Here is a 21,251-nt window from a genome sequence, read left to right as displayed (position 1 = left end):
ACTACTACTGTTTTGTGGTTGGTTTATTATCGGTACTGCTGCCGGCGGGATTCGGTACCGCCCCGGCTACGTTGCTGGGCTTACCCGGTTTTGCGTTCATATCGAGCCCCAGTTCTTCCATGACGTATTCCGTGTAGTCGTGACGTGGGTCCGTGTAAAGCATGACAAAATCAGACGCTTTGTCGAACATGAAATTCAACTTCTTTTGTTGGGCGACTTTCTCGATAGCCCGGCTAACCAGGTCCATCGGTGCCTTCATCAGCTCTTTCTTTTTCTGATAAAGCATACCCTCGTAACCAAACACTTTATTGTTGTACTCCCGGGCTTCACGCTCCTTCTCACTGAGCGACCGCTGCCGATCGCGTTTCATGTCGTCAGTCAGCAGAATTTCCTCGGCCTGATACGCCCGCTGCTGTTTCTCAATGTCAGCGTACTTATCCTGAATGTCCTTCGACCACTTGTCGGTAAACTTGTCAATCTCGCCAAGTGCCTTCTGGTATTCGGGCATCTTGCTGAAAATGAACTCGCTATCGACGTAACCAAACTTCTGCGCAGAAGCGTGGACGGTTGGCCAAAAGGCGCATAAAAGTACGAATATTATTCCCTTTTTCATGAATCTACGTCAACTTCTCAAGACAAACGAATTGAATTTCAGATAGATTCCGCTGCTAATACCGGGCCAACTTTGTTTCCTGTTTCGTTTTGTACTAAAACGTTGCCGTACGGCAAATCTTATCGAATCTGCTGACCAATCGTGAAGTGAAACTGGCCTGATGGTTGATTTTTGATGCCTGGAATGGTGTCGAAGCCATAGCCGTAGTCGATACCGATCAGACCAAAGGCGGGCATGAAAATCCGGGCACCGAAGCCAAGCGACCGTTTCAGGTCAAACGGGCTATACTGTTTGTAGCTAGCCCAGTTGTTACCCGCTTCGGCGAATACCAGCGCGAAGATGGTCGCCGATGGATTGAGCGAAACTGGGTAGCGTAATTCGGCCACAAACTTGTTGTAGACGACCCCACCCTGACTGCGGGCTGCTGCTGACGGAACCTGGTTGTAATCGGCGGTGTAAACGCTCCGGTCGTCGTAACCACGCAGACCGATGATGTCCTGCGCCAGCGCGAACTGCCCCTGACCGGCCAGCCCCGAACCACCCAATACGAATCGCTCGAACGGGCCGATCTCCGTGCGTTTATTGTAGCTACCCAGGAAGCCCATGTGGGCGCGGGTATTCAGTACGAGCTTGCCGATAACGGTCTGGAACCAGCTGGCGTCGAACATCCATTTGTGATACTCGACGAATTTAAACCGGTTCTCGATACTCACGTTTTCCTTTTCTGTTTTGAAGGCAGAGTAGGGGGGAGTGAACGAACCACTCAGCGAGAACGACGAGCCCGACCGGGGGAACTGCGGGTTATCGATGCTGTTCCGCGCGATGGTTGTGTTGAACGTAAAGTTGTTCGAAATACCGTTCTTGTAGCCGATGTAGAACAGATCGAGGTTGTTCAGATCGTAGCGCTGGTACGACAGCGAGTGTGTCAGCGAGAAGTAGTCATCGGGAACTTTCAACTGACGTCCCAGCCCGACCGTAAAGGCCGTGTTCGAGTACGAACCCGTCGGTGAACGACCCTGTAGAGGCTGGTAGTAACTATTGATGTTATTCGGATCGTAGAATGACCGGTAAACCGTGTGGCTGGCACTGACAGAGAGCGCATTCGGCTTGCGGCCACCGAGCCACGGCTCGGTAAACGACAGCGAATACACCTGATATTGCCGACCGTTGGCCTGGAAGCGCACCTGCACGCGTTGACCATCGCCGGCTGGCAGGGGTTTCCAGGCGCTCAGGTGCGGGATGTTACGGGCCGAGAAGTTATTGAATGTCAGACCGAGCGTACCGACAAAGCCGACGTAGCCACCCCAGCCGCCCGATAGTTCGATCTGGTCAGACGGTTTTTCTTCAACTGTGTACTCAACGTCAACTGTACCGTCGCTCTGTGGCACGGGCTGAATACCGATTTTCTCGGGGTCGAAATAGCCTAGCGTCGAGAGCTCCCGTTGTGTTCGAATCAGCAATGATTTGTTGAATTTCTGCCCCGGCAGCGTACGTATCGATCGCATTACGACGTGGTCGCTGGTCTTGGTATTACCGTTCAGGATGATCCGGTTGATGGTGGCCTGCTTGCCTTCGTAAATACGAATTTCCAGGTCGATCGAATCGCCGTCAATCATCTTCTCGACTGGGGTGGCATTATAGTACAGGTACCCATCGTCCATGTACTGCGAACTCAAATCCTGCCCCGGATTGCCGTTCAGCCGCTTATCGAGATCTTCCGGGTTGTAGACATCGCCTTTCTGAATACCGAGCACAGAGCGGAGCTGGGCTGCTGTGTACAGGTAGTTGCCCGAGAAATCGACGTTTCGGTAGTAATACTTTTTACCCTCGTTGAGTACGATGTCAAGCGAGACCGTATTGTCGGGGTTGTGAATCAGCGTATCGCGCTCGATAGCTGCGTCACGATAACCCAGTTTGTTGTAGTAAGCAATCAGCTTCTGTTTGTCCTCTTCATACTTTTTGGGGACGAACTTCGACGGGGTGAAAATCCGGCCAAACCGTTTTTCCTTCGTGCCTTTCATCTTCATCCGTACGGCCGATTCTTCCGCTTCATCCAGCCCTTCGAAGTTGATCTTGGCGATCTTCACCTTCTGCCCCTTGTCGACCAGTACGCGCATGGTCGCGTTGTTGCGGGCGCTGTCGGGGACGGTCGTGATTTTTACTTTCGTGTTCAGATAGCCCTTGTCGACAAAGTACTTCCGGACGGCCATCTGCGTGTTCTTGACGATCGTGTTGGTCACGATTTTTCCCAGGTTCAGCTTCGTCTTGTCTTTGAGCTGATCCTGTTCGCCTTTTTTGATGCCCATGAAGCTAACCCGGTATAGCCGGGGGCGCTCCTGCACCCGGAACATCAGCGATACCTTACCCTCACCAGTGTGCGTGGCAAACAGTTCGACGTTGTCGAGCAGACCGGAGTCCATCAGCTTACGCACCGACGAACCAACGGCTTCGCCCGGAATCCGGGTTTTATCGCCAACTTTCAGACCGGCCAGTGAAACCAGCGAGTTTGGGTCGAGGTAGCGGGTACCCGTCACGCTCAGGCCAGTGATCTCATATTCTTTGGGACTGGCGTAGTTGGTCAGTTCATCGGCGGAGAACTGTGTCTCGGCCGGACGTCCTGCGCCCACACGGACCTGCGCCAAAGCGGGTGTCAGCGCGGTCAGCAGACAAACCGTTGCCAGGATGTACGTTATACGGTGTTTCAACGAAGTAAGCGATTTACTGTTGGTTGGTATCAAGGCCGTTGTGGTAGCCCAATAAGTGGCTCGCATGGAGTCGGCAGGCAGCTTAGTGGTCACAGGCGGGAACGACGAGTCGTGTGCACGCCAGTGTAATGACTACGTGACCCGTCAGGTGTAAGGATGGTTGGTACCAGTGCGATTTTTTTAATGAGCACGTTGTCAGAATGATAGACCCGATCGACTACCGCGACCGGCGCATTATTTAGCTAGTTGTTCACTTGTTTTTCCAAACCGGCGTTCCCGTTTTTGGTACGTCAGAATAGCTTCATGCAGATGTTCCCGGCGGAAGTCGGGCCACAGCACTTCAGGCATGTAAAACTCGGAATAGGCCAGCTGCCACAGCATGAAGTTACTGATCCGCATCTCACCGCTCGTCCGAATCATCAATTCCGGGTCGGGCATGTTGGCCGTCGTCAGTTGCTGATGAAACCGGGTTTCGTCGATGTCCTCAGGAGCCAGCTCGCCTGCGCGAACCGCCACCGCCAGTTGCCGGGCTGCTTCGAGAATTTCCCACCGACCGCTGTAGCTCAGTGCCAGCACCAGCGTCAGACCGGTGTTGTTGGCCGTTTCCCGCATGGCTTCGGCTAACTCCCGCTGACAGTCTTTGGGCAATGTCTCCGTATGACCGATGGTTGTCAGCCGCACGTTGTTATTCATCAGCGTTTTGATTTCTCCCCGGATCGTGTGGACCAGCAGGGTCATCAGCGCGTCGACTTCAAGTTTGGGTCGATTCCAGTTTTCGGTCGAGAACGCGTACAGTGTCAGAAACTTAACGCCTAACTCCGCGCAACCTTCGGTCACTTCCCGGACAGCTTTGATGGCGTTGTTATGGCCAAAAATGCGGGCGGCTCCCTTCTGTTTGGCCCAGCGACCGTTTCCGTCCATGATAACGGCTATGTGCTGAGGCAGATTGCCCGGATCAATATCTTCCTTCATCCCTGGGGGACAGTTTTAACAGTATTTAACAAAGGCTGCGAATATACGAAAAAAAACGGCGGGGTGGGCGCAATAGAATCATAACTATGGGCGTGGTAATCAGAAAGCTGCCGATCACCGGTAGGCAACTTGTCGGTTGTGTGATCGTATATTTGCCATGAATATCCTGACCTGATGCGTACCCTGATGAATCGATATCCTATGCTGTTGCTGCGTTCGGCAACGCTCCTGTTTACCGTATGTCTGCTGCTGTCGGGCTGCCAGAAAGACGACGATACGGTCGCTACTCCCAAGACTATCGCTGATCAGATTCTGGAAGATGACCAGTTTCGGCTGCTGCGGGTAGCCGCCAATTATGCCGGCTTCGACGGCGCGTTCAAGTCGGCCAACATGACGCTGCTGGCACCCAATAATGATGCCTTTACGGCCGCCGGACTCGGGAGCGATGGGGCTATCCGGGCACTGCCGCAGGCCCAGGTTCGGGCACTGCTGGCGCACCACATTCTGTACGCACCCCTATCTGTATCGGCTATTCCTTCGGGACAGACGACGGTTGAAACGGGCGACAGAGGAGTGGTCTTTCTAAATAAAACGAGTAGCACTATTTACGTCAACGGAGCTAAGCTCGTCCAGAGCGACTTGCCGACGGCCAACGGGATGATTCAGGTAATCGACCGCTTGTTGAATCCGTCGCAGAGCAGTTTACTGGCAACGATCGACGCTAACCCGGACCTTACCTTTCTGGCCGCAGCCGTTAGACGCCTTTCGGTGGCGAATCCCAACCTGCTGACAGCATTAAGCAGTACGGCGTCGAATAATCTGGTCACTCTCTTTGCGCCGACCAATGATGCGTTCCGGGCTGCTGGCTACGGTAGTATCACTGCCATTGAATCGACGAGTTCACAGACGCTGTCGGCGCTGCTGTCGTACCACGCCGTGCAGGGTTCGTTACTGTCGTATCAACTCCAGACGGGTATGCTGACAACGCTGAACGGGGCCCGGCTGACGGTATTTACAAACACGGGCGTCCCAACGATCAAAGGAAACCGGAATGGTAGTTCGGCGAATATCCGCCAGGCCGATCTGATTTCGAATAACGGGGTCATGCACATCGTTGATCAGGTTTTGCTGCCCTGACATCTCTGTTCGGACGACTAATTACCGGATCGATTCCAACCTGTCGCCACGAAACCGGGTCGATTCGCGTAGTGTAAGTATCTTTTTCCTTTTCAATTTATGCGTTACCCCCTTTTAACTCTGTTGGCCGGCCTGGCCCTGACTTCGCTAGTCGTAGGCTGTCAGCCAGCCGATATCGATAACACAAGCGGGCTGTATCGGGCCAATGATGACTCGATTAAAACCTATGCCGCTCGGAAAGGCTACAAAGGTGCCTTTCAGGCATCGGGGCTTTATTTTTACAAAACTGATTCGATTACCGGCTCAAAGAAACCCGCCGTTGGCGAAGAAGTGCAGTTCAATTATAAGTCGTACAACCTGAGCGATGTATTGGTCGATAGTTCAGCGGCTACGACACCCGTTTATTACCCGTACGGCATCAAGTCGATTCTGCCCGGTCTGGAACAAGGGCTGGGCCTGCTGGGTGAGGGCGAGAAAGCTAAACTGCTGATTCCATCGTACATCGGCTATAACGATCGCACGTTAACGAATCTACCCGCTTACTCGCCCGTCCGGTTCGACGTTACGCTGGTTCGCTCACGGACGGAAGCGCAGCAAATCGCCGATTATATCAGCCGGAATAACCTGCCAACACCCGAACTGACCTCAACCGGCCTGCGCTTCATCCGGACACAAACCAGTACAACTGGGTCGCTACCAACCACCGGGCAGGTTGCTACTGTGCGCTATGCCGGGCGTACCCTACGCGCCACAACGGCGTTTGACAGTACGGGCACGACGAGAACCTACGATGTGACAGTCGGGCTAGGCAAAAATGTTGCTGGCTTTGAAGAAGCCGTAGGTAAACTTAAAGCCGGCGAAAAAGCGACAATTATTTTCCCTTCGACACTGGGTTATGGCACGGTAGGGGTAGTTCAGGACAATAAGTACGTTATCACGCCATACGCTCCGCTCCGCTTCGATATTGAAGTCGTTTCGATCAAGTAAGTGTAGTTATTCAGTAGCATGAAACGGGTTGCCAATCAGGCGACCCGTTTTCGTTATAGCCCCGGCGTAGCGATTGTAATCGTCAACAGCTAAACGTTTCGTGTAAATGGCAAATTTTGTGATTTAGCTGCATTAATAGTTTGTTTATTCGGAAGATGGCAAAATAAAAGGAGGCTATTTTGCTTATGGTCCATATGGTTTCTTTATTTGTCGTTCAACTAAAGAGTAACCTATGACTAATTTGTATGTTGGTAAATCTAGGCAAGTCGCCCTATTGGCGGTTGCGTGGCTAGTTTCTTTATCCATAGCGTTTTCCCAGGGAATAACCGGGCGCGTTACCGATAAGGCGAGTGGCTCAATTATTCCCGGCGCGACGGTTGTCGTGGTAGGAAGCACCACCGGTGCGACAACTGACGCAGAAGGCGTATATCGGCTAAACGTAAGCCCCGGTACGTATAACGTACGGTTCAGTTTTGTCGGCTACGAAGGCCTGACGGTACCCGTGACCATACCTGCTGGCGATCCGGTAACGCTCAATGCTGCCATTGCCGAATTATCATCGCGGCTCAATGAAGTCGTCGTTGTCGGGTCGCGGGCGGCTACGGCGCGGACCAATATTCAGACCGTCGCGCCGGTCGACGTAATCAGTACGAAAGATCTGAAAGGGTTTGCGCAGACGGACGTCAGTCAGATTCTGAACTTCGTCGCGCCTTCGTTCAACTCAAACCGGCAAACCGTAACCGACGGTACCGACCACGTCGATCCGGCTTCGCTACGCGGGCTTGGCCCCGATCAGGTGCTGGTGCTGGTCAACGGTAAACGGCGGCACACCACGGCGCTGGTTAATATCAACGGTTCAGTAGGGCGCGGTTCGGTTGGTACCGACATGAATGCAATCCCGGTGGCGGCTATCGAACGGATCGAAGTGCTGCGCGATGGGGCGGCTGCTCAGTATGGGTCCGATGCCATTGCAGGCGTTATCAACGTCGTCCTGAAAAAGAATTATACGGGATTTACAGCATCGCTGACGGCCGGGCAAAGCTTCACGAACATGAAGTACAATGTGCCGCTCATCGGTGGTGGTACGGAGCCGCGAAGTCAGTCCCTGCACGATGGGGGCGTATTACAATTCGACTTCTCGAAAGGGTTTCGGATGGGTAGAAATGGCAGTCTGACGGTAGCCGGTCAGGTGCAGGAGCGGGGCCGTACCAACCGCAGCGGGCCTGATAATGCGCCGACTATATATCTGGGTACCAATGGTACAGCCGCTGTTTTTCCCACTACGCCAACCGGTCAGAATCAGAACGATTTCCGTAGCCAACTCATCGCTGCTGATCAGGCACTGGTGGCTCAACGTGGTTACAATCGACAGAACATGGTTATCGGTAATTCATCGGCTCGTAACTACGGTCTGTTTGTCAATGGTACTCTACCCGTCGGTGCCAACGGTAATCTGTACTTCACTGCGGGGGCTTCGTTCCGTGAGGGTACGGGGTATGGTAACTATCGCTTACCAGCTATTCGGGCGCAGCAGCCGCTCAATGCCGATGGCTCGCTGTACTACCCCGACGGTTTTCTGCCCGCTATTCAGTCGAAAATCAACGATCAGTCCCTGCTGGTTGGTTACAAGACGAAGCTGGGTCAGTGGAATATGGATCTGAGTAACACCTTCGGCCGTAACTCGTTTCGGTTCGACGTGCTGAATTCGGCCAACGCGTCACTACCCAATAGCAACACGCAGCAGACGGACTTCTATGCGGGTAAACTGCTGTTCAACCAAAATACGACCAACCTCGACTTTTCCCGGCTGTATGCCCAGGTTGGCGCAATTACGGGCCTAAACCTCGCAGCGGGGGCTGAATACCGGCGCGATCAATTCCAGATCGTAGCGGGTGAGTTGAATTCGTACGTCGGCGCTAGTACCAGCAAAGCGGTACCACTGGCCCCTTACACGGTTGGCGGTACGTCGCCGGGTACAACCATGGCACTGCCCGGTTCGCAGGTATTCCCCGGTTATCAGCCCACCGACGCCATCAACGCAAGCCGGCATAACGTCAGCCTGTATGCCGACGTAGAGGGCGAACTGTTCCGTCGGCTGCTGCTCGATCTGGCGGGGCGCTACGAGAACTATTCTGACTTCGGCTCGAAACTGACTGGTAAGCTGGCGGGACGGCTGCGCCTGATCGATGCGCTCAACATTCGGGGAGCCATCAGCACTGGTTTCCGGGCACCGAGTCTGCATCAGCGGTACTTCCAGAATACCAGTACGCAGTTCGTGAGTGGCAACCCGTCGAATACGCTGACGGTAAACAACGACAACCCCATTGCCCGTCAGGTCATCGGCGTCAACGCGCTGAAGCCCGAAACGTCGGTCAACTACACGTTGGGTCTGACAAGTCAGCTTGGGCGGCAATTCACGATTACGGTTGACGCGTACCTGATCGACATCAAGGACCGGATTCTATATTCGGGTGCGTTTAGCCGGTCGGTTCTGGGCTTCGGTACAAACGACTACGTGGGGATCAACAACGTCCGGTTCTTTGCCAATGCCGCCAACACGCGCACGAAAGGCATCGACATTGTGGCCACGGAACGTCTGAAAGCCGGCCCTGGTCAACTGACGCTGACAGCTGCGATCAATTTCAACCAGAACAAGGTGCTGTCGATCAACCCATCGGATGTGATCAACAGCCCGGCCAACAATGAGAGTAAAGGTGGTAACCCGGATACGTGGTTCCGTAACATCTTCTTCGACCGCTCGCAGGTGGCCCTGCTCGAAACGGGACAGCCGCAGAACAAGATCAACCTGAGCGCGTCGTACACGATCGGCAAGTTTGACCTGACATTACGGACCGTACGTTTCGGCTCGGTCACGAACAAAACGAATGTTGATCCCTACGCGAAAAACGCCAGTGGTGCCTACTACAATTCGCAGTTTGCCCGTAACGAAAGTGGTGATCCATACATCGACCAGACGTTCAACCCAATCTGGATCACCGACCTGACGGCAAACTATCGGTTTACGAAAGCCATCAGCCTGTCATTGGGAGCCAATAACCTGTTTGATGTATATCCCGATCAGATATACATCGATCCCCGGAATGCACTTGGCTCGGTTGATTATTCATCGGGACGTGATGCGTCGAACCGGGGCCGGTTCCTGTTTGGTTCCAACCAGGGTGGTTTCAACGGACGCTTCCTGTTTACCCGCCTGACCGCATCGTTTTAAGGTTTACGGTTTTTCAGTCTACGGTTTCCGGCGGCCACACGGTGGTTGCCACCGTGGCGCGGGCTGATGCATCACCGAATCAATCAGAAGAGAGAACGACCATCCATTTTCGGGTGGTCGTTCTGCGTTTTGGCGGTAACTTGCTTATTCGCTCGACTGTGTATCGTCTGTCGAACTGCCGAAAACTGTAAACCGAATACTGAATACTGTGACTCTTCCTGACAAACTGCCCCGCGTGGGTACGACCATCTTTACTGTGATGTCGCAACTGGCGACGGAAACGGGCGCGCTGAATCTGTCGCAGGGGTTTCCGGGCTTCGACTGCGATCCGGCGCTGACTGCGCTTGTCGATGAGCATATGCGGGCGGGACGTAATCAATACGCACCCATGACGGGAGTACCGGTACTACGGGAGCGGCTGGCGCAGAAAACGATGGCGCAGTACGGTGTCAGTTATAACCCGGAAACCGAGGTAACGGTCGTATCGGGAGCAACGGAAGCCATCTTTGCCGCCGTTACCGCTATCGTGCAGCAGGGCGACGAGGTGATCGTGCTCGAACCGGCTTACGACAGCTATGTGCCGGCAATCGAGCTGAACGGAGGCATTCCGGTGTACGTTACGCTGACCCCACCGAATTACGCGGTCGACTGGTCGGCGGTAGAAGCGGCTGTGACCGAGCGAACCCAGCTGATTATGGTCAACACACCGCACAACCCGACGGGTTACTGCTGGACGCGCGACGATCTGAATCAGTTGGCCCGGCTGGTGCAGGACCGCGACATCTGGCTAATCAGCGACGAGGTATACGAGCACATTCTGTTCGACGGCCGAACGCATCAGTCGCTGATGACGCACCCTGTTTTGCGGGAGCGGACGTTTATTATCGGGTCCTTCGGGAAGACGTTTCACATCACCGGCTGGAAAATTGGGTACTGCCTGGCTCCGGTTCCGATGACAGCTGCGTTTCGGAAAATCCATCAGTACGTTACATTCAGCACGGCTACACCCATGCAATACGCACTGGCCGACTACCTGAGTGAGCCGTCGCATTACCAGCAACTATCGGCTTTTTACCAGCGCAAACGTGACCTCTTTCTGGCGGGTATCACCAATAGTCGTTTCCGATTTATACCCGCCCAAGGTAGCTTTTTCCAGTGCGTGTCGTACGACGCCATCACCACCGAACCGGATTATAACCTGGCCGTCCGACTGACGAAAGAAATTGGTGTGGCTTCTATTCCGGTATCGGTATTCTACCACCAGCAGAACGATTACCACATCCTTCGCTTCTGTTTCGCCAAAACCGACGACGTCATCCAGGAAGCCGCCGAGCGCCTGAGTAAGTTGTAAGTGTAGCCCAGACCTCCCGGTCTGGAGGGCGCGATAGCGACCATCGTTGGTGGTAGCTTTCTGCGCGTCTATGTAGCCTGGACGTCCACGTCCGGGTGGGCGCGTCAGCGACCAAAAAGCTGCCGCTATGAGTAGTTGCCCTGTCGGGCACCCGGACGTGGACGTCCAGGCTACACAGACGCGCCCACCAGACCGAGACGCCTAGCTTACACCGCTGTTATTTCGGCCCCATGCGGATGGCACCATCCAGGCGGATGACTTCGCCGTTGAGCATCGGATTTTCGATGATACTTTTCGCCAGTTGCGCATACTCCGTCGGGCGGCCCAGCCGGGAGGGGAACGGTACCTGCTGACCCAACGACAGGCGCGCTTCTTCGGGTAGTGATGCCAATAAGGGCGTTTCGAACAAACCGGGGGCAATGGTCATAACGCGAATCCCCGATCGGGCTAAATCACGGGCAATGGGGAGTGTCATCCCAACGATACCGCCTTTGGAGGCCGAATAAGCGGCCTGTCCCATTTGACCGTCATAGGCCGCGACCGAGGCCGTGTTGATAATAACACCCCGTTCGCCTTCAGGGTTGGGTTCATTCCGCTCCATGGTCAGCGCCGATAGCCGGATGGCGTTGAACGTACCGATCAGGTTGACGGCGATAACCTTTTGAAACGCGGCCAGTGAGTGAGCGCCATACACCCCGTCGACCTTGCCAAGTGTTTTCCGCGCTTCGGCCACCCCCGCGCAGTTGACGTTGATGTGTAACCCGCCGAAAGTGTCGACGGCCCGGTTGATAGCCGCCTGTACGTCGCTTTCGTCGGTGACGTTGGTCAGGCAGAAGCGGACCTGCTTGCCCAGTTCATCGGCCAGGGCGTAGCCGCGTTCCTGGTTCAGATCGGCGATGATTACGTTGGCCCCCTGTCCGGCCAGCATCCGAACGGTAGCCTCGCCGAGTCCCGATGCGCCCCCGGTAACCAGGGCCGTTGTGTTGGTGAAGTTCATGTGGTGTTATAAAAGCGTTTTTGGACCCCTATCCTCCTCTCAACCTACTCTTGCAGGAGTTTTAGGTATTAAAATCTGGGTGCTTCGAAAAGGAGCTTCTCTACCCCTAAATCCCCTGAAGGGGACTTTTTTCCAGTACGAGCTAAGTCCCCTTCAGGGGATTTAGGGGTAAAATGCCTATCGATAAAGCCAATGAATGCACACTATGTGAAACCCCTACAAGAGTAGTCTCTCAACAGGGGTGAGGTTTAGCGTACTACAAAATCGCCATCAGCTCGCGCCAGTGGCGAATGGTGTATGTAGGCAACTCATTGACGGGGGTGCCGATCTGATCGTAAAACAGCGTATCGAGCCCGGCGCGTTTGCCCCCCAGAATGTCGGCTTCGTAATTATCGCCAATCATCAGGCTTTCCGACGCCGAGGCCCCGCTGATGTCGAGCGCATACCGAAAAATAGCCGGGTCGGGCTTCTTGGCATTGACGACGCCGTTGGTAACGATGTGCTCGAAGTAATGCGTGATGCCCGCACTTTCCAGCTTGATTGCCTGAATGTCCGCGAAACCGTTGGTGATGATGTGCAGCTGATAGCGGTGTTGCAGGTAGTCGAGTACGTCCTGCGCCGACTCCAGCAAGTGCTTTTTGCGGGGTAGTAGTTGCAGATACTCGTCGTTCATGGCCGTGTGTATGTCCCCGCAGTCGACACCCATGGCCTGAAAGACCATCGGAAAACGATTTTCGCGGATATAGCCGTGGGTAATCAGATTTTTGTCGTAGTCGGCCCAGAGTTGCTTGTTGATTCGAATAAAATGGCTGCTGAACGTATCGACCGACGAAACGCCAAGTTCGGCCAGCGCAAAGGTGTCGTAGAGTTCCGCGATCGACTCGGCGGAGTTACGGTCAAAATCCCAGAGCGTATGGTCAAGGTCGAAGAAAAGGTGCTTGTAAGGGGCAGGCATTTCGGTTTTCGGTTTATAGTATTCGGTTTACAGCGGTGGTGGCCGTCACGTGGTGGCCACCACAAAAGTACGGCTGCGGCTTGTTACTTCTTCGCGACGACCATCGCGCGGCCGGGTAATGTTCGGTACCAGATTGTCTTGTGTTTTTTCAGACCTGCCTGCTGCTGCCAGCTGTCGATTTCGGCGACGGAATAATTGCCGGCGGTACTGCTTAGCCCGTAAAACAGGTCGGTACTACTGCCAATCAGCTCGGGTTTACTACCGGTTTCGGGGCGGATAAACTCGTTGACGATAAAGACGCCCCCCGGCCGAAGTGCCTTCGCTACCTTGTCGGTAACCTGCTGATTCTGAACGGGCGTGAAGTGATGTGCCAGACTCGATAACAAAACAATGTCATAAGTATTGGTGCCGAAATCGTCGGTCAGCGCGTTGCCGGGCTGGTACTGTACCCGATTGCCCATAGCCTGTCGCTCAAGTAGCGGGCGGGCTTTTTCGATGGCTGGTGGTAAATCAAGAATAGTCGACGTAAGGGCGGGCAGGCGTTTGCAGAGGGCTACCGAATGCTGCCCGTGCGAGCCGCCGATATCGAGCATGCGCGTCGCCGTTTTCGGAACGGGGGCCCGCCGGCCAAATTCTTTCGCTTCGGTACTCGTGGCCGCGACCATCGCTTCCTGATAGTACTGCCACTCTTCAGTCGACAGGGTATCGTGATAGTGAATGCCCTTGCCCGTTTGCAGGTAATCGCCCAGGTGATCGAGCCAGTTCCAGGCCACGCGGTTGTTGAACACCAGCATGCCATGCACCGACATGGGGTCGTCGGGGAAGGCAAACCGGCGGGCCATGGGCGTCAGCGTGAACTGCTCGTTTTTATAGGCGAAATAATCCATTGCAGTCAGTAAACCCAGCAGTTCACCCAAGGCCTTGCGATTCAGTCCCGACGTTTCGGTCAGCTGATCGAGTGTCTGCGGACCGGCTCCGGCGGCTTTGAATACGCCCTTGTCGGCAGCTTCCAGCACCGCCTTCGCCATAACGGGCATTACCTGCGCATGTAACAGAGGAACAGGGGCCAGATTCGCCAGCTTGACCAGCCACTCCAGCGGATTTTCAGTCGAGATCGTTAACTGCATAAAAGTTAATATACAGACGCAACCATTTGCGTAGGGCTATTGATTTGCCGATTAGCGCGAAACGACTCGGTGTAATTCGCCCCAGGCCTGATCCAGTCGCTGTTCGATGCGTCGCCAGTCGGCTTCGGTAGCACCTCGGCCTGCCTCATCGCACAGCCGCATGGCGTCGGCGCGGAACTGCCCGTAGCGGGTAAACTCGGCTACCGGTTGTCGATACAGGACGGCAGCCGTTGTGTCGAGGGCATCGGCAAGGTCGGCATAGGAATAGCGATTACGCTGCCGATGAACAATCCACCAGTTGAGTTCTTCACGGGCCATGTCCGGTATCGTGAAGGATTCGACGGTCAGTTCCTGAATGTTTCCGTAGTACGTCAGTAACTCGGGCAGTGCCTGCTGATAATCGGCATCGGACTGTCCGCGCTTGAACACAAAAGCTGCTTTCGTTGCCTGAAATCCCAGCACGAACGACCGCCAGAAGGGTGCGTGAAATTGTTCCCGTAATCCGCCCGCCAGTTGCCAGAATAGTAGTGCCGGATTCTTATCGTAATACGATCGCCACATCGCCGTTTCCAGCCGGGCCACGGCTGTCGGATCAAATTGGCGAATACTGTGCTTTCGTGGAATAAACAGGTCGGTGGCTATCCACAAAGACAGGATCGATACACCCAGAAACCAGGCCATACGGGGCTTCATAAATCTAGGAAAAAGACAGTTTTCAAGTATTACCCGACCTATAAACGTTTTATGGACGACAAGTGGCTACAAACTACCGTTTACTAAATAAAATGCTGTTTCGACAAATAATATTTTAGAGGGTAATGCTTTGAAAATCAATGTATTGGTTCTTGTGATAACGGTAAGTCTATAAACACAGCAGATTGTTACGATTTAGTATACCGAAGAGTCAAAATATGGAGCGTTATGTCTATCGCTATACGCAGCGATAGCCTACAGCATCAAGTAAAACCCATATTTTATAGACCGATGTGTACCTTGTTTTGCCGGGCGTTTTTCGTTCGGCCTGCTACGTTTTATTGGGTTGCTACCCTGTTGGCAACCCTCATTGGCAGTCGGGGAGCCGATGCCCAAAACCTGCCGACTGGTTTTAAAAGCGCCAAGGCCCAGAGCAATTATACGGCCCCCATGGGCGTCGTTTTTTCGGCCGACGGTAAGCAACAGTTTGTCTGGGAAAAGAGCGGCCTAGTCTGGGTTTCGAACTGGGACGGCGTTCAGTACGTCAAACAAAGTACGCCCGTCCTCGACATTAGTGAGGAGGTTGGTAACTACCACGATTTTGGGCTGGCCAGCCTTTGTCTTGACCCCAATTTTAGTCAGAATGGCCGGATTTACCTGTACTATCAGGTGGACCGGCACCACCTGATGAAGTTCGGTACGGCAGAATACAGCGCTACTACCAACGAATATAGTAACGCCAGTATCAGTCGTGTGACCCGCTACCAGTTTACCATGGATAATGGAAACCTTACGACGGTTGCCAACAGTCGTAAGGTATTGGTGGGCGAGACCAAAAGTACCGGTGTCCCGCTGATTCATGAGTCACATGCAGGGGGGGCACTCCTCTTCGGCAGTGATGGATCACTGTTGCTGAGTACCGGCGATAATGGCAGTTGGGATGGCGTCGACAAAGGAAATGCGAAGGATACGTACCATCAGCAGGCGATTAACGACGGGATTATGCGGGCGAATGAGAACGTGGGGGCTTTCCGCTCGCAGATGCTCAATTCACACTGTGGAAAACTGCTACGCATGGACCCCAATACGGGCGATGGCTTACCTACCAATCCATACTATGACTCGGCCAATCCCCGGTCGGCGCAATCGCGTGTGTGGACGTTGGGGTTGCGGCACCCATACCGGATGTCCCTGCTGCCTAACACGGGCAGTACCAACATGAACGACGGTAATCCGGGTACGGTGCTGATCGGCGATGTGGGCTGGGGTACGTGGGAGGAAACGAATATCATCCGTCAGGGTGGCGTAAACGCCGGATGGCCCATCTTCGAAGGGCAGGAGGTGCAGTCGGATTATGCAGCAGCAGCCAACACACTTGAGAACCGCGATGAACCCAATCCGACCAATACCTGTAACAAACCATTCCTGACGTTTGCGGATCTGGTCAAACAACCATCAAACCCGGTCCAGACGGTCAATAATCCGTGCAGTGGTCAACCGCTACCAGGTTTACAACGTCGTTACATTCATGCCCGCCCGGCACTCGACTGGAAGCACGGGGAGAATGTCGCTCGGACACCGACATTCAACGGGGCCTTCGCGACGGCAACTACTGTTGGGGCTGCTGGCGGAGCCAAAGGCAGTCCATTTGGCGGAAGTTGCGCTATCGGGGGGGCTTATTACACCGGAACGACATTCCCGGCTGAATGGCAAAACACATACTTCTTCGCCGATTTCTCGGCCAACTGGATCAAGGCGGCTACACTCGACGGTACCGGTAATGTAACACAGGTGCGTGAGTTTCTACCGGGCGGGGGAGCCAGCGGTATCGTGGATATCAGGTATAATCCGCTGGACGGCGCGCTGTATTTTGTCAGCATTTACTCGAACGAGGTGATGAAGATCAGCTACGGCGGTAACCAGCCTCCGATAGCCCAACTCTCGGCCAACACGCTCGTCGGCAACTCGCCCCTGACGGTATCGTTCAAAGGCGATGGGTCGAGCGATCCGAACGGCGATGCGCTCACCTACGCCTGGAATTTCGGCGATGGCACCACCTCGACGCAGCCCAACCCCACCAAAGTGTTTAGCGGCACTGGGGTGCAGGCTATTCCCGTCACACTGACGGTGAGCGACGGAAAAGGGCTCAGCGACACGAAAAGCGTAGTGGTGTCGCTCAACAATACGGCACCAACGGCGAAGATTACCAATCCGGGGGCCAACACACTTTATCCGCTGGACCGGGAAAGCCAGTACACGCTATCGGCCAGCGTAACCGATGAAGAGACCAGCAGTCTGACCTACGCCTGGCAGGTAACCCTACGCCATAATACGCACGAGCACCGGGAGCCCATCAATACCAGCGTGTCGCCCACGATTACGGTATCGCCGGTCGGTTGTGATGGGGAGACGTATTACTACTTTGTCAAGCTTACCGTCACGGATAAAGGTGGGCTAACGGCAACCGATTCGGTGAAAATTTACCCGGATTGTAATTCGGGAAAACTGGCCGTCTCTAATCTGAAGGCTACGGTTCAGGGCAGTAGTGTCCAGCTGAACTGGACCGCTCCGGCTGTGACCTACGACAATGTATTGGTGGTAGCCAAAGCAGGGAGTGGTTTTTCTGACCGGCCCAGTAGTCAGGTTTACCCGGCCGACGCCAATTTCATGGGGACAGGTGCCGACTTCTTTGGGGGGAAAGTAATGTACCAGGGTGTTGCCAATAACCTGACCGTGACGAACCTGACTGCTGGTCAAACCTACTACTTTCGGGTTTATACGCGCCGGAGCGCTGCCTGGACAGGTGGGGTAGAAACCAGTGTGGCTATTGCTCCTTTTCCCGTGAAAGCTGGCAGTTGCTACCGGCTTGTCTCGCGGGTCAGTGGCAAAGTGCTAACCAGCGACGGAACTGATAATGGCTCGGCCGTGACCCAGCGCACCGACGCCAATCTGGCTTCGCAACAGTGGAAGTTTACAGCTACCAGCGACGGCTATTACCAGATTCTTTCCCAGAAGACAGGCAAGGTCATCGACCAGGTGGGTATTCTACAGACGGATCGTGGCCCGCTGGGTATCTGGGATTACGTTGGCGGAAATAACCAGCAATGGAAGCCGATACAGACTGCCGATGGATACACCCAGTTTCTGGCCCGCCATTCGGGAAAGGCTATCGACCTGCTGGATGCTAACCAGAACGATGGGGCTGCTGTAGCCCAGTTTACCCCCAATACCAATACTACTCAGCAGTGGCTGGTTGAAGAACGGACCTGTGCCGTATCGACGCCACCGGCGTTTTCAGTCAATTCAGCCAGTTGCTACCGGCTTGTTTCACGGGCGAGCGGCAAAGTGCTGACCAGTGATGGGACCGACAACGGCTCGGCCGTAACCCAGCGCACCGACGCGAATACAGCCGCGCAACAGTGGAAGTTCGCGGCTACCAGCGACGGCTACTATCAGATTCTCTCCCAGCAGACGAATAAGGTGCTCGATCAGGTGGGTAATCTGCAAACCGATCGAGGTCCACTAGGGATATGGGGATATGCTGGTGGAAATAACCAGCAATGGAAGCCGATGCAGACTGCCGACGGGTACACCCAGTTTCTGGCCCGTCATTCAGGAAAAGCGGTCGACCTGCTGGACGGTAGCCAGAACGAGGGGGCCGCAGCGGTTCAGTTTACGGCCAACACCGGGGCTACCCAGCAGTGGCGGGTGGACGAGCGTGCTTGTGTTGCCCCGGCACCACCGGCCCTTGTTGTCAAGGCGAACAGTTGTTATCGGATTGTTTCTCGCCACAGTGGTAAAGTGCTGGGCGCTGAAGGCCTGGCGAACGGGGCCGCCATTCTTCAGCGTACCGACGCCAACCTGGCTTCGCAACAGTGGAAGTTTGCACCCACCAGCGACGGCTATTACCAGATTCTCTCCCAGCAGACGAATAAAGTGATCGACGTCATCGGAATCTCTATGGATGACCGGGCACCGCTGATTCTGTGGGATTATCTGGGGGGCGGAAACCAGCAATGGAAGCCAGTACAGACTACCGATGGGTACACCCAGTTCATTGCTCGTCATTCCGGCAAAGCCATCGATCTACTTGATTGGAATCAGAATGAGGGGGCGGTCGTAGGCCAGTTTCCGGTCAATAACTTCGCCGTTCAGCAGTGGAGGGTGGAAGAGCGGACCTGTGTCTTTTCGCCGACGGCCTGCTATAGAATCTCGTCGCGGAATGGCGGTAAAGTCATTGGCGTACAGAACGCATCGAAAAACGATGGTGCACAAATCCGGCAGCAAACCTATGCTGGGAAAGCATCACAGCAGTGGAAAATGCAGCTTAACGCCGATGGTTACTACCAACTCGCGAATGGCAACAGCGGTAAACTGATCGACGTATCTGGAGTATCTACCAACGACGGAACGAATCTGATTCAGTGGGCATCGACAGGTGGGCAGAACCAGCAGTGGAAAATTGCGCTCGACGCGCAGGGCTACTACACCCTTATGGCCCGCCATTCGGGTAAAATGATGAATCAGAAAGGCAACAGTGCCGACGAGAACATAGAAATCGTTCAGTGGCCGGCTACCGGCGCACAGAACCAGCAATGGCTCATCGATGCCGTTGGCTGTTCGATTCCCGGTAGCCGGATGGGGGCTGTCGATTTCGCGGCCGCACTGTCCGAACACAGTGACAGTCAATACGGGCTGTATCCCAACCCGGCACAGATGCAGGTAAACGTGGACCTGCAAGGTGCGCAGGGGCTACCAGCTAGTGTGACTGTCACCAACCTACGCGGCAAAATCCAGTATCGTCGGCTGGTCAACACGGAGACGGAATCGTATCACACCATCTCCACTAGTGAGTATGCGGCAGGTGTCTATCTGGTTTCGATTGAAGTCGCTGACCAGCTAAAGGCAACGCTACGACTGGTCATCGAACGATAAGAGTTAGTGTCAGACCTGACAGGTTTTGAAAACCTGTCAGGTCTATCTAAAATGCGAATCAGGCCCCGGTAGTAACACATTAGTTACTACCGGGGCCTGATTCGTTTCGAGAAAGCTTACTTCTTTTTCGCCATTACCTTTTGTGGCGATTTAGTACCGGCATTCGTTTGTGTCATCGTAACCGGGTCCCAGTTAACGACTTTCTGGGTGAAGTAGCTTTCGTTGCAGGCCAGCACCGGTGCGGCTGCCCGGAAGCCGAAGACCGGATCTTCGATCGTACCCTGACTCCCTTCCCGTACGTTTTTAAAGAAGTCGGCGAAGTGTTTGGCGTGCGGATCGTCGTCTTTGGGCGACTCGAACCGGACTTCTTTCGCCGGTTCCGCTTTCCGCGTGTCGGGCGGGTATTTCGCGTCGTACTGCTTGACAAACTCCTGCTGAACGGGTTCGGTAAACGTAAAGAAACTGTCGTAACCACCATAGCCGGGTGCAATGGGAAGTTTCTTCTTGGTCAGGATCAGGTTATTCTCCGAGAACTCGATCTGCCCTTCGTTGCCGATGATACGTGTCACGTCATTGATACGGCCCGCATTGGCAAAATTGACCCGTAGCACCATCTGAAACGCATTATGTTCCGCCGTCTTGGGGTAGTCCATAATGCTCGTCATGATGTCGGGTACATCGCGCCCCTCTTTCCAGTACGCCAGATTGCCCGACGAAAAAATGCGCGTCGGCCCCATCGTATTCGTGACGTAATGAACACCCGTAATCAGGTGAACGAACAGGTCGCCCGCGACGCCGGTGCCGTAGTCGCGGTAGTTGCGCCAGCGGAAAAAGCGGTTAGCGTCGAACGGGCGCTTGGGGGCGTCGCCCAGAAACCGGTCCCAGTCGACGGTCTGCGTCGACGCATCGGGTGGGACGGAGTAGTTCCAGGCACCGATAGAACTGAACCGGTCGTTGTTGGATTCGATGTAGTTGATCTCGCCAATGTCGCCCGCCTGCACCATACGTTTGGCTTCCTGAAAAGCTGCGCTGCTGATCCGCTGACTGCCGACCTGCATTGTCTTGCCCGATTTCTTCCACGCGTCGATAACCGCTTTCCCCTCGTTGAGGTGCTGTACCATCGGTTTTTCGCAGTACACGTGTTTCCCGGCTTTCAGGGCGGCAATCGTGATGTGGTCGTGCCAGTGGTCGGGTGTCACGACCAGCACGGCGTCGACGTCGGGGCGGGCCAGTACTTCGCGAAAGTCGCGGGTAGTGAACAGCGACTTGTCTTTGCCAAAGGCCGTTTTCGCGTGTTGAAGTCGGCCGTCGTACAGATCGGCAACGGCTACTAGCTCGACGCCGGGCGTTTTTAGCGCGGCCATCGTGTCGAAATTACCCTGAATCCCCATACCGATCGTCGCGATGCGGATCTTGTCGTTCGGACTGATTTTTTTCAGGTTCGGAATGTAGGCAAAGCCCGGCAGTGTGGGTGCCGCTGCGAGGGCCGAAGCCGCAGAAAGGGTTTTGATGAAGGAACGTCGGGTCGTTGTCATGCCATTGGATGTCGT

General features: G+C 54.6%; 13 protein-coding genes. 5 read left to right on the top strand and 8 right to left on the bottom strand.

Features of this window, described 5'->3' with window-relative positions; all coding sequences use genetic code 11:
• Nucleotides 1-4: 4 nt before the first annotated feature.
• The 3 genes from CLV58_RS15260 to CLV58_RS15250 all read right to left on the bottom strand — a co-directional run bounded on the left by CLV58_RS15260 (nucleotide 5) and on the right by CLV58_RS15250 (nucleotide 4,290).
• Nucleotides 5-613, bottom strand: coding sequence for an OmpH/Skp family outer membrane protein (locus CLV58_RS15260; RefSeq protein WP_106138694.1), 609 nt, complete (start codon nucleotides 611-613; stop codon nucleotides 5-7).
• 119 nt (nucleotides 614-732) lie between these two features.
• On the bottom strand, nucleotides 733-3,318 hold the full coding sequence (gene bamA / locus CLV58_RS15255) for an outer membrane protein assembly factor BamA (protein ID WP_106138693.1): 2,586 nt from the start codon (nucleotides 3,316-3,318) through the stop codon (nucleotides 733-735).
• 234 nt (nucleotides 3,319-3,552) lie between these two features.
• Nucleotides 3,553-4,290 (bottom strand): undecaprenyl pyrophosphate synthase, encoded by a 738-nt coding sequence (locus CLV58_RS15250; RefSeq protein ID WP_106138692.1) that lies wholly within the window; start codon nucleotides 4,288-4,290, stop codon nucleotides 3,553-3,555.
• A 186-nt stretch (nucleotides 4,291-4,476) separates the two neighbouring features.
• Here CLV58_RS15250 and CLV58_RS15245 point away from each other — a divergent pair, with 186 nt between their 5' ends.
• The 4 genes from CLV58_RS15245 (at nucleotide 4,477) to CLV58_RS15230 (ending at nucleotide 10,994) form a co-directional block, all read left to right on the top strand.
• The gene (locus CLV58_RS15245) at nucleotides 4,477-5,427 is read left to right on the top strand and encodes a fasciclin domain-containing protein (RefSeq protein WP_170108710.1); all 951 of its coding nucleotides are present in this window, start codon (nucleotides 4,477-4,479) and stop codon (nucleotides 5,425-5,427) included.
• Between the two features lie 99 nt (nucleotides 5,428-5,526).
• Complete coding sequence (locus CLV58_RS15240) at nucleotides 5,527-6,414, top strand: FKBP-type peptidyl-prolyl cis-trans isomerase (protein WP_106138690.1); 888 nt, start codon at nucleotides 5,527-5,529, stop codon at nucleotides 6,412-6,414.
• A gap of 232 nt (nucleotides 6,415-6,646) precedes the next feature.
• Nucleotides 6,647-9,643, top strand: coding sequence for a TonB-dependent receptor (locus tag CLV58_RS15235; RefSeq protein WP_106138689.1), 2,997 nt, complete (start codon nucleotides 6,647-6,649; stop codon nucleotides 9,641-9,643).
• 208 nt (nucleotides 9,644-9,851) lie between these two features.
• On the top strand, nucleotides 9,852-10,994 hold the full coding sequence (locus CLV58_RS15230) for a methionine aminotransferase (RefSeq protein WP_281257917.1): 1,143 nt from the start codon (nucleotides 9,852-9,854) through the stop codon (nucleotides 10,992-10,994).
• Between the two features lie 217 nt (nucleotides 10,995-11,211).
• Here CLV58_RS15230 and CLV58_RS15225 read toward each other — a convergent pair whose 3' ends face one another.
• The 4 genes from CLV58_RS15225 to CLV58_RS15210 form a co-directional block, all read right to left on the bottom strand.
• The gene (locus CLV58_RS15225) at nucleotides 11,212-11,991 is read right to left on the bottom strand and encodes a 3-hydroxyacyl-CoA dehydrogenase (protein ID WP_106138687.1); all 780 of its coding nucleotides are present in this window, start codon (nucleotides 11,989-11,991) and stop codon (nucleotides 11,212-11,214) included.
• 256 nt (nucleotides 11,992-12,247) lie between these two features.
• Nucleotides 12,248-12,946 (bottom strand): YjjG family noncanonical pyrimidine nucleotidase, encoded by a 699-nt coding sequence (locus CLV58_RS15220; RefSeq protein ID WP_106138686.1) that lies wholly within the window; start codon nucleotides 12,944-12,946, stop codon nucleotides 12,248-12,250.
• A gap of 83 nt (nucleotides 12,947-13,029) precedes the next feature.
• Nucleotides 13,030-14,073, bottom strand: coding sequence for a class I SAM-dependent methyltransferase (locus tag CLV58_RS15215; protein ID WP_106138685.1), 1,044 nt, complete (start codon nucleotides 14,071-14,073; stop codon nucleotides 13,030-13,032).
• A gap of 51 nt (nucleotides 14,074-14,124) precedes the next feature.
• A complete protein-coding gene (locus CLV58_RS15210) occupies nucleotides 14,125-14,766 on the bottom strand; it encodes a hypothetical protein (RefSeq protein ID WP_211300863.1) in 642 nt (213 codons plus the stop codon).
• Nucleotides 14,767-15,057: 291 nt separating this feature from the next.
• Between CLV58_RS15210 and CLV58_RS15205 the strand changes: the two genes are divergently transcribed.
• The gene (locus tag CLV58_RS15205; protein WP_245882340.1) at nucleotides 15,058-19,701 is read left to right on the top strand and encodes an RICIN domain-containing protein; all 4,644 of its coding nucleotides are present in this window, start codon (nucleotides 15,058-15,060) and stop codon (nucleotides 19,699-19,701) included.
• Nucleotides 19,702-19,817: 116 nt separating this feature from the next.
• On the opposite strand, the gene CLV58_RS15190 is transcribed toward CLV58_RS15205, so the two are convergent.
• Nucleotides 19,818-21,236 (bottom strand): Gfo/Idh/MocA family protein, encoded by a 1,419-nt coding sequence (locus CLV58_RS15190; protein WP_106138684.1) that lies wholly within the window; start codon nucleotides 21,234-21,236, stop codon nucleotides 19,818-19,820.
• Nucleotides 21,237-21,251: the final 15 nt, after the last annotated feature.

Source organism: Spirosoma oryzae (assembly GCF_003002825.1).
Classification (GTDB): Bacteria; Bacteroidota; Bacteroidia; order Cytophagales; family Spirosomataceae; genus Spirosoma; species Spirosoma oryzae.
Note: the sequence above shows the minus strand (reverse complement) of the source record. Positions and strands in the feature narration are given on the sequence as shown.

Coding starts and splice junctions, on each gene's coding strand:
- CLV58_RS15260 (WP_106138694.1), bottom strand. CDS start 613: ATGAAAAAGGGAATAATATTCGTACTTTTATGCGCCTTTTGGCCAACC.
- CLV58_RS15250 (WP_106138692.1), bottom strand. CDS start 4,290: ATGAAGGAAGATATTGATCCGGGCAATCTGCCTCAGCACATAGCCGTT.
- CLV58_RS15245 (WP_170108710.1), top strand. CDS start 4,477: ATGAATCGATATCCTATGCTGTTGCTGCGTTCGGCAACGCTCCTGTTT.
- CLV58_RS15240 (WP_106138690.1), top strand. CDS start 5,527: ATGCGTTACCCCCTTTTAACTCTGTTGGCCGGCCTGGCCCTGACTTCG.
- CLV58_RS15235 (WP_106138689.1), top strand. CDS start 6,647: ATGACTAATTTGTATGTTGGTAAATCTAGGCAAGTCGCCCTATTGGCG.
- CLV58_RS15225 (WP_106138687.1), bottom strand. CDS start 11,991: ATGAACTTCACCAACACAACGGCCCTGGTTACCGGGGGCGCATCGGGA.
- CLV58_RS15220 (WP_106138686.1), bottom strand. CDS start 12,946: ATGCCTGCCCCTTACAAGCACCTTTTCTTCGACCTTGACCATACGCTC.
- CLV58_RS15215 (WP_106138685.1), bottom strand. CDS start 14,073: ATGCAGTTAACGATCTCGACTGAAAATCCGCTGGAGTGGCTGGTCAAG.
- CLV58_RS15210 (WP_211300863.1), bottom strand. CDS start 14,766: ATGAAGCCCCGTATGGCCTGGTTTCTGGGTGTATCGATCCTGTCTTTG.
- CLV58_RS15205 (WP_245882340.1), top strand. CDS start 15,058: ATGTGTACCTTGTTTTGCCGGGCGTTTTTCGTTCGGCCTGCTACGTTT.
- CLV58_RS15190 (WP_106138684.1), bottom strand. CDS start 21,236: ATGACAACGACCCGACGTTCCTTCATCAAAACCCTTTCTGCGGCTTCG.